The sequence below is a fragment of the Flavobacterium sp. genome (assembly GCF_013823965.1).
GTDB lineage: Bacteria > Bacteroidota > Bacteroidia > Flavobacteriales > Flavobacteriaceae > Flavobacterium.
Genome location: NZ_PNNA01000056.1, coordinates 1 through 14,160 on the forward strand (window position 1 = coordinate 1; position 14,160 = coordinate 14,160).

Consider the following 14,160-nt stretch of genomic DNA (forward strand, 5'->3'; position numbering starts at 1 on the left):
TGTAAAAGTATAGGTTGTTGTTGCCGTGTTGTTTGTGGCAGGCGACCAAGTTCCCGTCACGCCATTATCAGAAGTCGTTGGCAAAGGAGCCAAAGCATCACCAGAACAAATCGGAGCAATTGGAGTGAAAGTTGCCGCAATCGGGTTCACGACAATAGTCATAGTTACAGGTGTCACAGTACATTGACCGGCAGTTGGTGTAAAAGTGTAGGTTGTCGTTGCCGTATTGTTTATGGCCGGCGACCAAGTTCCCGTAACTCCGTTGGTGGAAGTTGTAGGCAAATCATTCAGCACTTCTCCCGAACAAATAGGAGGAATTGCTGGAGTAAAAACTGCAAACAATGGATTTACATTTATTTGTACAGTTACAGGCAAAGCACATTGTAATGAACTTGGTGTAAAAGTATAAGTGCCAGAAGAAGTGTTGCTCACTGTTGCTGGACTCCAAGTTCCTACAATTCCATTATTTGAAATATTATTCAGGACTGGAGGAGTGGCTCCAAAGCAAATAGATGTTGGCAAGGTAAATGCAGGAGAGACATTATTTACTACAAAAACGGTAAAGGACAACGAATTAGCGCATTGACCAGGATCAGGAGTAAAAACATAGGTCGCCGTTGCAGTATTACTGACAATTGGCGGATTCCAACTTCCCGTGATTCCATTTGTAGATGTAGTTGACAAAAGAGGAGCTATTCCATTTTTACAAATTGCGGGTAAAGTGGCATCAAATTCAGGATCTATTTTTGCATTTACAACTACTGCTGCAGTACTCTTGCTATTCGAAAAGGAACCACAGGCATCGGTTACAATTAAAGAATAAGCACCGGCATTTGATAGGGAAATATTGTTAATTATTGGATTTTCATCGGTCGAAGTAAACCCATTCGGACCAGTCCAGCTAAAAGTGTATGGAGAAACACCACCCGAAGGATTTGCAATTAAAGTTAAGCTTTCGCCTTCACAAACGGATGTTGAAGATGCCGTTGGATCTGTTATTGGGTTTGACACGGTAAAAGATGCCTTATAGTTTAGTCCTGAATTATTAATGTATTTGATGGTTTCACAAGTTGAAGCATTTACATCAGAACCCGTTAAAGTATAATAAATTTCGAGAATGTAATTTCCAGTAGTTAAGGAATTTACAAAATCGATGTTGATGGAATAATCTTTCCATTTTTGGTCATTATTTGAACAGGGTCCAAAACCGTCATAAAAAGCATTCGTGCTTAAATCACATTCAGAAATAGTTGTCAACGGCACCGAATTAAAGCTTCCAGATGGTGAAGCACTGGCAGGATACACACGCCAGTTTAACGTAGTGCCACACACATTTCCTGAAGCAGTTTTCCAAGTTTTAATTTCGCCACCAGTAATTTTTGCACAACTAGAATTTTGCCCAAACGTGCCTAAATTTGACCCGTCAAAATTTTGTGCGTCAGGTGCTGGATTAATTTGTTGAATAGGAGCACTTGACGTTACATTATAAACCGTGCTATTAATTTTTACGCCACTTGCAAATGAATCGAAATTTTGACTATAAGAAAAGATGCTTAAAAATAGAGCGACTAACAAGTAAATTTTTTTCATTGACCTTAGGGTATTAGTTAATGTGGAACTGTAAAGAAAGAACTTAAATAATTATTTTACAATTATTTAAATAAAAATATCCGATGAAATGCACACTTCTTTAACAAAATTACAATTAAATTTACTCAAGACTACAATGAGTTTGCCAAAATATAACCACTTGTCCAAGCATTTTGAAAGTTAAATCCACCAGTTACGGCATCAATATTGATTATTTCTCCTGCAAAAAAGAGATTCTCGTGCAGTTTGCTTTCCATGGTTTTGAAGTTGATTTCCTTTAAATCTATTCCGCCAGCAGTCACAAATTCTTCCTTGAAAGTGCTCTTTCCGTTGACTTGAAAACTGGAATTTGTCAATTGATGGATCAAGTTTTGTAGTTGTATTTTCGACAAATCGGCCCATTTGGTTTCTTCAGAAATGGAGGAAGCCAAAACCAAACTTTCCCATAATCGGTTCGGGAAATCAAAAGGCGATTTTTTGGAAACCCCTTTTTTGGCGTGTTCTTGTTTTAAATTTTTGAGAATTTTCTCGGCATCACCAGCTTCAATATCATTCAGCCAATTAACGAAAATGGTAAACTGGTAATTTTTTTCAGCCAAAATTCGGGCGCCCCAAGCTGACAATTTCAAGATGGCCGGACCGCTCATTCCCCAATGCGTGATTAACAATGGGCCGGTTGAGGCCAGTTTGGTGTCTTTTACTTTTACTGAAACCATCGCTGAAACTCCTGGTAATTCTTTTATTCTCGCATCTTTGATGTTGAAAGTAAACAGGGAAGGAACGGGATTCACGATGGCGTGACCAAAAGTTTGCAGCATTTCCCAAATTTTTGGGTTGCTTCCCGTGGCGAGAATTAGTTTTTCGGCGATGTAATTTTTATTTTGAGTTTCAATTTTCCAAAAATTATCTTTCTTGAAAATCGATTGCACGCTTTGTCCTGTAAAAACGGTGATTCCCAATTTTTGTGTCGCTTGAAGAAAACAATCAATAATGGTTTGCGACGAATTCGAAACCGGGAACATCCTTCCGTCATCTTCAATTTTGAGTTCCACGCCGTGATTGCTGAACCATTCCACAGTATCTCCCGAACAAAATTGATGAAATGGACCGCGCAATTCTTTCTCGCCACGGGGATAAAATTTTACCAATTCGTTGGGTTCAAAACAAGCGTGTGTCACGTTGCATCTTCCGCCGCCAGAAATTCTGACTTTAGACAAAACTTCGTTTCCGCGTTCGAGAATGGCGACTTTCAGTTTCGGGTTTTTTTCCACAATGTTGATGGCCGTAAAAAATCCCGCCGCGCCACCGCCTACAATTATTATGTCAAAATTCTGGTTCATATTCTATCTGGAAAATCGGAAATGATTCCGTTTACGTTGAATGATTTTATTTTTTGGATGTCTTCTGTTGAATTGACCGTCCAAGGATAAACTTCCAATCCATTTTCCTGCATCAAAGCTACATTTTCTTTCGACAATAACGCATAATCGGGATGAATGGAAAAAGCATTTATTTTTTTGGCAAAAGCCAAAGCTCCTTCAATAGACGATTCTGTTAAAACGCCAATTCGGATTTTTGGATTCAAATGTTGAACTTCTTCGAGCATTTTCCAATCGAAACTGGAAACCAAAAAATTATCGTAAGTCCAATTTTTTTTCAAAATATAAAGTTCCATTACAGCAACAACGGGTTTGGCGGTTCCACCTCCTTTGAGTTCGATGTTGACAAAGCATTTTTGGTTTGCCAAATCTAAAACGTCGATAAGTTTTGGGACGCCAAATTTTTTTAAATCCAATGCAGTAAATTGATGAACAAAGCCAGTTCCAGATGTTGTGCGGTCAATGGTTTCATCGTGAATGACCATAATTTTATTGTCTAAACTCAAATGCACATCGAGTTCGATGCCATCCACTTTTAAACCAATCGCTTTTTCGAAAGAAACTAAAGTGTTCTCTGGTTCATAGCCTTTTGCTCCTCGATGTCCTATTTTGAGAATGGGATTCATTTGCATCAATTTTGAACAAAGGTAATTAAGAAAAAACGCAAAGTTCCCAAATGGAATGAATCCTTTGAGAACTTTGCGAATAATTTTGTAAATCCAGTGTTAGGATTATTTTTTTTCGATTAATAAAATTGTATTTGGTGTATCTATTTCAATAAAACCATTTGTGACAGTTACAATTTGATTTGAAGTAAATTCTCTTACTTTTGTTCCGTCTTTAAAAATACTTCCCACCGAAATTCTCTTTTGTCCTTTTGGTAAATCCAAACCAATAACAACTTTGTCTGTATAATTATCTTTGGTAAAAGTTCGGCTAAAAACATAAGGACTTGCCGAAATTTGTCTATGAACACCAGCACCAATCGATGGGTGATTTTTTCTGAAATTACCTAGTTTTTGCCAATGCAAAAACACTTTTTGAGTTTCGGAATTGGTTTTTATCTCGTCCCAATTCATCGTCGAACGCAAGGTTGCATCACCTGTAGTTCCAGGAATGTCTAACGGTCTAGCACTTTCGTCGCCATAATAAACTTGCGAAATTCCTGGTGCAAGAAGTAGTTTTGTGCCGGCTTCTATCACTTTTTCTCTTTTCTTGTCAAAAGGATAACCGTCATCGTGCGATGAAACATAGTTCATAACCGTGTTTCCTTTTAAGTCATTTTGAAGAATTGTGTTGTATTTTGAAAACAAATCTTCGTAGTTCATTTTGGCTTCGTTTCTAAAATCAAAATTGATTAAACCGGTAAAACCATTTGCGAAATAATCCACTTTTTTATCTCCAAAATCAAACCATTTTTTGGCTCCAATATTATATCCATACACTTCGCCAACGGTGAAAAATGCATTGTTGTCCAATACTTTTGTTGGATTATTTTTTTTGAAATCGGCAAAAGCTTGGTCGCAAACTTTCTTGAAATCGGCCCAAACATCTTCATAAGTATGCTTGGCGGTATCCACTCGGTAGCCATCAATTCCATAATCCGTGATGTAATCCGATAGCCATTTCATGATGTAATATTTTGGCGCACGAGGATAACCTGTTTTAGCAAAAAACACATCCAATTCGGCTACTTCTTGTTCGTAGCGACCTTCTTTTTTCCATTTTTCAACTAAAAATGGAGGCAAAGCCACAGCTTCGTTGCTTTCGGTTTTTACGTCTGGAAGGTTTTCGACTAATGTACAATTAATATAAGTGTCATACGAATTGTAGGTGCACTTTGGAGACGTTCTCACCCAGTCATTTGGATAAGCAGAATCTTCGGCAGTAACTGGTCCCGTGTGATTGATAACGGCATCAAGCATAATTCGAATTCCTTTTGCGTGCGCTTTTTGAACTAATTCGGCCAAGTCTTTTTTGGTTCCAAAACTTGGATCCAATGCTGACCAGTCTCTAGTCCAATAACCGTGAAATCCATAAGTAAAACCAGTTCCTTCGTCAACTCCATCGTGAATTTGTTCTACGACTGGCGTCATCCAAATGGCAGTTATTCCGAGTTTTTCGAAGTATCCTTCGTCTAATTTTTGAATGACGCCTCGAATATCGCCACCTTCAAAACCGCGCAATTTTCCGGTTGGTTTATTTCTGTTGAAAGTATGGTCGTTCGTTTTGTCCCCGTTGTTGAATCGGTCGATTAAAAGAAAATACACATTGGCATTTTCCCAAACGAAAGGCGTTTTTGAGGTTGTTTTTACCGATTTGGTTGAAGAACAACTTGAAAAAAGAAGACTGAGGAATGCTATCGAAAATAGGATGTTTTTTTTCATTTTTAGAATTGAATTTTGATGTCAACTCCTGTTCCTTTTTTCCAGGAAACGGGAATTTCTATATTGTTTTTTACGGTTTTGAAAGGAGTAGATTTTCCGTTAACGATTACTGATTTTGCTTTTACATTATGGATAATTAATGCCACATTTTTATCGGAAGATTGAAAGTTTTTCCCAATTTCCGAATTCAATTTGATGGCTAGCATTTTGGCATTGGCATTGGCATTGAAATTCAAAACTTCAAATGCTCCTTTTTCGAAAGCATTGGCCGTTGTTCCATCGTCATTGTATAATTTTCCGGAAGTTTGGGTAGTTTTTGCATCAAAATAATAATGCAAATCGAAGTTGTCCAAAGTATATTTCGATGTGTTTTGAATGGTTTTTATCATTGGAATAAAAGCGCCGCCACGAACATAAACTGGAATATGATCTTCAACAACCGCAACGGTCGAAGTGGTTCCTGCCAATTGTTCTTCATCGGAATAGAAATCAAACCAATTGTTGTTTTTTGGAAAATAAATCGAAGTTGTAGTCACTCCAGATTTCGTTATTGGAGTCACCAAAAAGTCATTTCCCCAAAGATAAGTTTCACAAACGGTCGACAATTTGGCATTGTTGGGTTCTTCAAAAAACAACGGACGCATTAACGGCGTTCCTTTTTGGTTGTTTTCAAAAGCCAAAGTATAATTGTAAGGCATTAATTGGTAACGCAATTCCACTTGTTTCTTGGCTTTTGCTTTGGTCACAATATCTTTGTAAACCGGTTCTGCTGCAACTTCTTCGTGAGCGTGCGGACGGAAAATTGGATTAAAAACACCGTATTGCAACCAACGAATGTATAATTCATTGTCGAAATAATCACCTGCAAAACCTCCTAAATCCGAGTGCATATAACTCATGCCTTGCATTCCCATTTGCAAAGAAATTTCCATTTGCGATTGCAATCCGCCCCAAGAACGGCTCACATCACCACTCCAAGACATCATGCCAAAACGCTGTGAACCAGAATATCCGGCGCGCATCAGAATAAACGGACGTTGATTCGAAAAGTCTTTTTTGTAACCATCGGCAATTAATTTTGCCCAATTGTGTCCGTAAACATTGTGGATTTCATCGGCTGTTCCTCCAGCAGTGATGGCTTCTGAAGGGAATACTTCGGGTTCGCCCAAATCGCCCCAAAGTCCGCCAACACCTTGATTGATCAATCGTTTGTACACATTCCAAAACCAATCTTTTCCGTCAGGTTTGAAAATATCGATGATTCCGGTGTTTCCAAAGTAGAAATCATAAGTAAAAGGTTTTCCGTCTTTATCTGTTGCCAATACTTTTTTGTCCACGGCTTCCTGCCATTTCTTGGAAGTTGTCAGTACAAAAGGTTCAGTAATGAGAACTGTTTTTATGCCTTTCGCATTCAAATCGGCAATCATTTTATCTGGATTTGAAAAGGTTTCTTTTTCCCAATCCAAATTTCCCATTGTGTTTTTCATTTCTTTGCCAAACCAATACAAATCGAGAATTATGGCATCGACAGGAATGTTGTTGTCTTCAAATTTTTTGATGGTTTTCTCTACTTCTTCTTGCGAATGATAGCCAAAACGGCTGGAAAAATTTCCCAAAGTCCATCGAGCCGGCAAGGGTTGTTTTCCGGTCAAATCGGTGTAATTGGAAATCAAATCAGTCCAAGAATCGCCCACGATTACTTGATAGGTTTTTCGACCTGAAATAGTTTCATAAGCTAAAGTATTGTCTTTTTTGCTGTCTAAATCCAAGTAGCCAATGGCGGAATTGTCAAAATGAACGGCATACATTTTTGACGACAAGACCATCGGAATGGTAAAATTCATTAATTCCGAATGGGTTTCGTAGCCATAATGCGCTCTGTTGTACAAAGCCAATTTGTTGCCACGACGATTCATTCCCAAAGCACGTGCGCCGCCACCATAAAGCATTTCGTCAGGCGAAATGTTGAATTGGATTACCTCGGTTGAATCGGTTTTTATGTTGCCTTTTACATTTTCTAACGGAATATGTTTTTGTTTTAAATAACCTGATTTTTCGGAAAATAATGGTTTGGTTTTATAGAAATATGATATTTGAAAAGGTGATTTTTGTACAGAAACTTCGATACCATAAGCTGTAGAGACTATTGAGTTTGGGGTTTCATAAACTTTCGTAATATTCGCTTTTGGAACTAAAACTACTGCTTCTGAATTTGGATTAAAAATTTCTCCTTTTGGAATAAAAGTAGTTTCGACAATTTTATCAGAATAAGCCTTGATGATATATAAACCATCGGAAGTTTTTATTTCTAAAGCGTTGTTGACTTCTTTGAAGCTTTCGAATTTCCTGTTTGCGTTTTGTGCAAAGGAAAGTGAAGTTATAAATAATAAGAAAAATAATTTTTTCATAGTTTGTATTTTTTCGAACATATAAGGCATTTAAGGCCATTTAAGTTTTCTTATATGACTTTAAATGCCTTGCATGGTTCAATTTTTTTATTTCAATTCCAATATCAAAACTGATTTGGGTTCCAAAGTTATTTCTTTTGTGACGTCAATATTTTGTTCGGTGATTGCGTCTTTTCCGCTTTTATGATTACCAATGTTTTCTGCGAAACGAGTTGTGTTTATCACTTTGGTTTCATTGCTGTTGTTGATTAAAACCATCACGTTTTCGGATGAATTGTACCTGAAATAGACGTAGACATTGTTTTCCGGAATGTAATGCGTCATTTTTCCGAAGTGAACTGCTGATTGGTTTTTTCTCCAATTGAACAACTTGGAAGTGAAATCAAAATATTCGTTTTGCCCTGGCGTTCTTCCTTCTTTGATAAAAGCATTGATGGCATCGCCTTCCCAACCGCCGGGAAAATCTTGACGGATATCGGCATCGCCATTGTCTTTGTTTCCTGACATCCCAATTTCGGAACCGTAATAAATTTGTGGAATTCCTCGGACTGTGGCCAAAACTGCCATTGCCATTTTGTATTTTCGGATGTCGTTGTTGTAAACGTGATTTATGCGTTGTGTGTCGTGATTTTCGGCAAAAATCAGCATGTTATTGATGTTTGGATACAGAAAATCATTGGCAAAATTATCATATATTTTCACCATTCCTTTGTCCCAACTGCCGTCATCTTCGTTGAAAACACTTCCCAATGCACCAAGTAATGTAAAATCCATCACGCTTGGCAAGTGGGAATTGTAATTTTGGATAGCGGCAATTTTACTGTCTTTTTGCCAATACGCAATTTGTGCTTGATTTTGCATCCAAACTTCTCCAACGATGTTGAAATTAGGATACTCATTTGTTATGGCTTTTGTCCATTTTGCAATTCCTTCAGGATCTGAATAGTTGTAAGTGTCTACTCTAAAACCATCTAAATCAGCATATTCAATCCACCAAATTGCATTTTGAATAAGATAGTTTAACATCAAAGGATTAGACTGGTTCAGGTCAGGCATTGTTGGCGCAAACCATCCATCCATACAAATTTTGGTGTCAATTTTCGATGCATTTATGTCGTTAATTGTTGTTCGTTTGTGATTGGTTTGGGTAAAGTTTTCAAATTGATGAATCCAATCGTGAGTGGGTAAATCTTTCATCATCCAATGTGCCGCTCCCCAATGATTCGTAACGTAATCCATTACTAATTTCATTTTTCTTTTGTGCAATTCCGAAGCCAATCGAGCATAATCTTCATTGGTTCCATAACGAGGATCAATTTTGTAAACATCAGATTGTGCGTAAGTATGATAGGAATATTTTTCTTCATTATCCTCGCAAAGTGGTGTGTTCCAAATGGTGGTAACGCCCAATTCCTGCAAATAATCCAAATGGTTGATGATACCTTCAATGTCGCCGCCGTGTCTTCCTCCAGGCAAATTTCGGTTGAATTTTTCGTGGGTTAAATCATTGGAGTCGTTGTTTTTTTTGCCATTTGAAAATCGATCCGGCATTATCAAATACATCAAGTCCGATGCATCGTAACTTTTGCGTTGGGCTGAATTTTCTCTTCGCTTTTTTAAGGAATAGTTTTGAGTAAACGCCACTGAATTATTGTTTTTGAATGTAAAAACAAAGTCAGTTGCCTTAATGTTTTTTGTGTTTATGGTAACAAAAAGGTAATTGGGATTTTCAGTTCTTTTTACGTTTGTAATTTTAATCGAATTGGAAACGGAAACTTGTAATTGCGCAATGTTTTTTCCGTAAAACATGACCTGTAATTCGGGATTGTGCATTCCGGCGTACCAAAAAGGAGGTTCTGTTTTTTCGATTTGTGCAAACATTGTTGAAGAAATTAGGAAAAATAAAAGTAGTTTTTTCATTTGACAAACGATTAAATATATTTCAACTTTATTTTTTAACCATGTAAGGCACATAAGTTCATTTAAGTTTTCTTATATGCCTTATATGGTTGGGATTTTTATACAGTAACCAAACTATTTGGTTCAACCAAAACTGCCTTGCCATTTACAAAAACAGTCAACTGTTTTGAACCTTCGAGTGTAAGTTGTGTGTCGTCGTGATTAACGGCAACTTTCAAAATCTGGTTTCGGAAGTTAATTTTAAAGGAATAACCTGACCATTCTTTCGGGATTTTTGGAGAAAAATGAAGCGAATCATCTTTAACCCTCATTCCGCCAAAACCTTCCACGATACTCATCCAAGTTCCCGCCATCGAAGTGATGTGACAGCCTTCTTCAACCTCTTTGTTGTAATCGTCCAAATCCAGTCTTGAAGTTCTTAAATAGAAAGTATACGCCATATCCATTTTGTCCAATTTTGCCGCTTGAATCGAATGGACGCAAGGAGAAAGTGAACTTTCGTGAACAGTGAATGCTTCGTAAAACTCGAAATTGCGTTTTAATTCTTCTGTCGAAAAATGGTCTTCAAAGAAGTAAAATCCTTGCAATACGTCGGCTTGTTTGATATATGGAGAACGTAAAATTCTGTCCCAAGACCATTTTTGGTTTATAGGTCTTTGGCTTTTGTCCAAATCTTTTACCAAGACCAATTCTTTGTCCAGGAATCCGTCTTGTTGCAAATAAATGCCCAGTTCTTCCGATTTTGGAAAGTACATGTTGCCGGAAACTTTTTTCCAATCCTGCAATTCGGTGTCGGATAATTTTACTTTTTCGATGATTCGTTTATGGTCTGAAGGATATTCCAGCGAGACTTTTTGAATTTGCTCATAGGCATAATCAATACACCATTTGGCAATATAATTCGTGTAGAAATTATTGTTTACGTTATTTTCATATTCGTTAGGGCCGGTAACTCCCAGAATGACAAATTGGTTTTTGTCTTTCGAAAAGTTGGCTCTTTGATGCCAAAAACGGGCAATTCCAATCAAAACTTCCAATCCTTTTTCTGGGATGTAGCTGTAATCGCCAGTGAAGCGGTAATAGTTGAAAATGGCAAAAGCAATCGCTCCATTCCTGTGGATTTCCTCGTGGGTAATTTCCCATTCGTTATGGCATTCTTCGCCGTTCATGGTTACCATTGGATACAAAGCCGCACCGTTTTTGAAACCTAGATTGTCTTTGGCATTTTCAATCGCTTTGTCCAATTGGTTGTAGCGATAGGTCAATAAATTTCTCGCCACTTGCTGGTCTTTGGTCGCCATGTAAAACGGAATGCAATACGCTTCTGTGTCCCAATAGGTGGAGCCGCCGTATTTTTCGCCAGTGAATCCTTTTGGACCAATGTTCAAACGGGAATCTTTTCCTAAATACGTTTGGTTCAGTTGAAAAATATTGAAACGAATGCCTTGCTGTGCTTTCACGTCGCCGTCAATGGTGATATCCGACATTTCCCAAATTTTGGCCCAAGCCGTGATTTGCTCTTCCAATAATTTGTCATATCCTTTTGCCAAGGCAGTTTTTATGACTCCTTCAGCTGCAGAAATGGTGTTGTCATGGTTTAAGGAAACGGTATAACCACCTATTTTTTGGATAGAGGAGCTTTGCCCTTTTGCAATGATGACATCGTATGAAAATTGAATTTTATCAGCGCCGGTTTTAATATTCGAAGGGGAAATGTTGCCGTTTTTACCGTTTACCAAAATGCTGTTTTGCATAAAAGTGGTCACCTTAAAGTGTGTTTTGAACGTTTGAGCCGTTACAAAAGCTTCATTTCCGGTTCTTTTTACATCGAGTATTTCCCAGAATTTTTCATCCCAGTTGGCATCTTCATTTGTTACACCTGCATCAATGTAGGGTTTGTAAACTATTTTTGCATCTTTGTTTAAAGGCGTGATTTCATAATTGATGATACCAGTTTCATCTAAATCCAAAGATAGAAAACGACGCACGTTTACGGCAATTTCGGTACCGTTTTTCAATGTTGCCTCAAAAGAACGGTTGTACCAACCTTCTTTCATATTCAATTCGCGACGAAAATTTTTGACTTCCTTACACGCATTCAAATCCAGGTTTTCATCATTGATTTCGATGTCGATTCCAATCCAGTTTGGAGCATTCAATACTTTGGCGAAATATTTTGGATAACCGTTTTTCCACCAGCCCACTTTGGTTTTGTCTGGATAATAAATTCCTGCGATATAACTTCCTTGAAAGGTTTCTCCTGTGTAATTTTCTTCAAAATTGGCGCGTTGTCCCATGGCACCGTTACCAATGCTGAAAAGGCTTTCGGAAGATTTTACGCTTTCCGGATCAAATCCTTCTTCAATGATGGACCAACTGTCTGCTTTTATATAATCTTGGTTCATTTCTTCTTTTGTTTAAGGTTTCAAGTTTGTGTTTTTTATTAAAAACTTGAAACAAAATTTATTTTATCAAAGCGTCGATAAAGCTTTTATCCATAAGGGTAAAATCTTTGAATAGATGTTTTGCTTCGTGCAATGTTTGGGCATCTCCTATCCCCACGCTGGTCATTCCTCCAATGTTTGCTGCCTGTATTCCTGCTACCGAATCTTCGAAAACTATCGAATCTTCTGGTTTTTTGCCTAATAATTTGGCTGCAATCAGGAAAACTTCAGGGTCGGGTTTTGCATTCGAAACATCATTTCCGTCCACAATCGCATCAAAAAAATGTAGTGTTCCCGTTTTTTCGAGAATGGGTCTGGCATTTTTACTTGCTGAACCTAATGCGATTAATTGGTTGCGTTCTTTCAAATATTTTAAAATAGGCATCACTCCCGGAAGGATTTCGCTTTCGTCCATATCGACTAAATAGGACAAATAGTCTTCATTTTTCTGGACGAGCCATTTATTTTTGTCTTCCTGGGAAGCTTTCACTTTTCCTAATTCTAAAATGATGTCCAAAGAACGATCGCGACTCACGCCTTTCAACAATTCGTTGTGTTCGTGCGTGAATTCAATTCCCAATTGATTGGCGATTTTTAACCAAGCCAAATAATGGTATTTTGCGGTATCGACAATGACTCCATCAAGGTCGAATATAAATGCTTTTGTATTCATTAATAATTGTAATAATTTATTTAACTGTTGAGTTATTTTCCTTAACGAAAAATACTGCCAGGCCTGCAATCAACATTGAAACTCCCGCTATTACAATAATTGCCATTGGAAAACCTCCAAACAATGCAATGATTGTACTGCCTAATAACCCAGCAGCGATTTGTGGAATCGTGATGGTTGCATTAAACAATCCCATATACACGCCCATTTTGTCTGCTGGCAAAGAACCGGATAACATGGCGTAAGGCATTGCCAATATGGCTGCCCAAGCTAAACCAACTCCTGAAATGGATAGTAAAAGAATGTTTTTGTCGTGAATAAAATACATCGAAGCCAACCCAATTCCGCCCAATAAAAGAGAAAAACTATAGGTTTTTTTTCTGCCAATTGATTTTGCAATTGTTGGAATAAGCAAAGAAAATAATGCAGCAACGGCGCTGTAAAAAGCAAATAGCACTCCAGTCCAATCTCCGGCTTCGTTGAAACCAATAGATTTTGGATCCAAGGCTTCGGCTCCCCAAACTTGATTTGCGATGGCTCTGGTAGTGTATACCCACATTAAAAATAACGCAAACCAAGAAAAGAATTGAACGATTCCCAACTGCCAAAAAATCTTTGGAGCATTGGAAATCAATTTCAAGATACTTGTTTTTTCGGTCACGGTTTCGGTTTCTAGATCGATGTCATTGTATTGTGCGTGTTCTTTGGGTGCATATTCTTTAGTCCTAAAAACAGTCCACAGAACGGTGGCCAATAAAATTGCTCCTCCAATATAGAAAGACCATATAACGGACGCAGCCACTTTTTCGCCGGCTGCAGGAACATTTGCAACACCGGCTTTGGCCAGAATCCAAGGCAACAAGGAACCAAAAACGGCTCCAAAATTGATTAAGGCACTTTGCAAAGAATAACCCAGATTTTTTTGTTCGTCATTCACCATATCGCCAACAAGGGCTCTAAAAGGCTGCATCGTCACATTAAATGAAGTGTCCATTAAAAGAAGCATGACGGCACCAAAAATTAAAGGCGGTAACAAATAGGTGAAGTATTCCGCATTAGGCATAAAAAACATGGCCAATGCAGAAACAATTGCTCCAAAAAAGATAAACGGGATTCTACGTCCTAGTCGTGTCCAGGTTTTGTCACTGGAAAGACCAATGATGGGTTGAACAATTAGACCGGCCAGCGGTGCTGCCAACCAAAAATATCCTATGCTGTGAACATCGGCGCCCAGGGCTTCCAATATTCTGCTGGTATTACCATTTTGTAGTGAATATCCAATTTGTACTCCCAGGAATCCAAAGCTTAGATTCCAGATTTGCCAAAAACTTAATTTGGGTTTTTTCATTATCGTATATT

At 37.9% G+C, this 14,160-nt stretch carries 9 protein-coding genes; all 9 read right to left on the minus strand.

Annotated features, from left to right (window positions below; translation table 11 throughout):
• The coding region (locus C0430_RS06550; protein WP_290866955.1) for an immunoglobulin domain-containing protein at positions 1-1,590 on the minus strand (1,590 nt) is incomplete at its 3' end.
• 131 nt (positions 1,591-1,721) lie between these two features.
• The gene (locus C0430_RS06555; RefSeq protein ID WP_290866970.1) at positions 1,722-2,930 is read right to left on the minus strand and encodes an NAD(P)/FAD-dependent oxidoreductase; all 1,209 of its coding nucleotides are present in this window, start codon (positions 2,928-2,930) and stop codon (positions 1,722-1,724) included.
• Positions 2,927-3,595 (minus strand): glycerophosphodiester phosphodiesterase family protein, encoded by a 669-nt coding sequence (locus tag C0430_RS06560; RefSeq protein ID WP_290866975.1) that lies wholly within the window; start codon positions 3,593-3,595, stop codon positions 2,927-2,929. Before C0430_RS06560 ends, C0430_RS06555 begins: the two co-directional genes overlap by 4 nt.
• A 105-nt stretch (positions 3,596-3,700) precedes the next feature.
• Positions 3,701-5,356, minus strand: a complete 1,656-nt coding sequence (locus tag C0430_RS06565) for an alpha-amylase family glycosyl hydrolase (RefSeq protein WP_290866982.1) — start codon at positions 5,354-5,356, stop codon at positions 3,701-3,703.
• A gap of 2 nt (positions 5,357-5,358) precedes the next feature.
• Positions 5,359-7,764: a TIM-barrel domain-containing protein gene (locus C0430_RS06570; protein WP_290866989.1), complete on the minus strand. Its 2,406-nt coding sequence runs from the start codon at positions 7,762-7,764 to the stop codon at positions 5,359-5,361.
• Positions 7,765-7,851: 87 nt separating this feature from the next.
• Positions 7,852-9,684 (minus strand): glycoside hydrolase family 13 protein, encoded by a 1,833-nt coding sequence (locus tag C0430_RS06575; RefSeq protein ID WP_290866994.1) that lies wholly within the window; start codon positions 9,682-9,684, stop codon positions 7,852-7,854.
• A 98-nt stretch (positions 9,685-9,782) separates the two neighbouring features.
• Positions 9,783-12,089 carry a glycoside hydrolase family 65 protein gene (locus C0430_RS06580; protein WP_290866999.1) on the minus strand — a complete coding sequence of 769 codons (2,307 nt, stop codon included), beginning with the start codon at positions 12,087-12,089 and terminating at the stop codon, positions 9,783-9,785.
• Positions 12,090-12,147: 58 nt separating this feature from the next.
• A complete protein-coding gene (pgmB, locus tag C0430_RS06585) occupies positions 12,148-12,801 on the minus strand; it encodes a beta-phosphoglucomutase (RefSeq protein WP_290867004.1) in 654 nt (217 codons plus the stop codon).
• Between the two features lie 16 nt (positions 12,802-12,817).
• Positions 12,818-14,160, minus strand: a 1,343-nt coding sequence (locus tag C0430_RS06590; RefSeq protein ID WP_290867010.1) for an MFS transporter, incomplete at its 5' end; no start/stop codon positions are given.

What these genes read in the sequence shown, in the direction of transcription:
- C0430_RS06555 (WP_290866970.1), bottom strand. Translation starts at nt 2,930, where the DNA reads ATGAACCAGAATTTTGACATAATAATTGTAGGCGGTGGCGCGGCGGGA.
- pgmB (WP_290867004.1), bottom strand. Translation starts at nt 12,801, where the DNA reads ATGAATACAAAAGCATTTATATTCGACCTTGATGGAGTCATTGTCGAT.
- C0430_RS06560 (WP_290866975.1), bottom strand. Translation starts at nt 3,595, where the DNA reads ATGAATCCCATTCTCAAAATAGGACATCGAGGAGCAAAAGGCTATGAA.
- C0430_RS06565 (WP_290866982.1), bottom strand. Translation starts at nt 5,356, where the DNA reads ATGAAAAAAAACATCCTATTTTCGATAGCATTCCTCAGTCTTCTTTTT.
- C0430_RS06575 (WP_290866994.1), bottom strand. Translation starts at nt 9,684, where the DNA reads ATGAAAAAACTACTTTTATTTTTCCTAATTTCTTCAACAATGTTTGCA.
- C0430_RS06570 (WP_290866989.1), bottom strand. Translation starts at nt 7,764, where the DNA reads ATGAAAAAATTATTTTTCTTATTATTTATAACTTCACTTTCCTTTGCA.
- C0430_RS06580 (WP_290866999.1), bottom strand. Translation starts at nt 12,089, where the DNA reads ATGAACCAAGATTATATAAAAGCAGACAGTTGGTCCATCATTGAAGAA.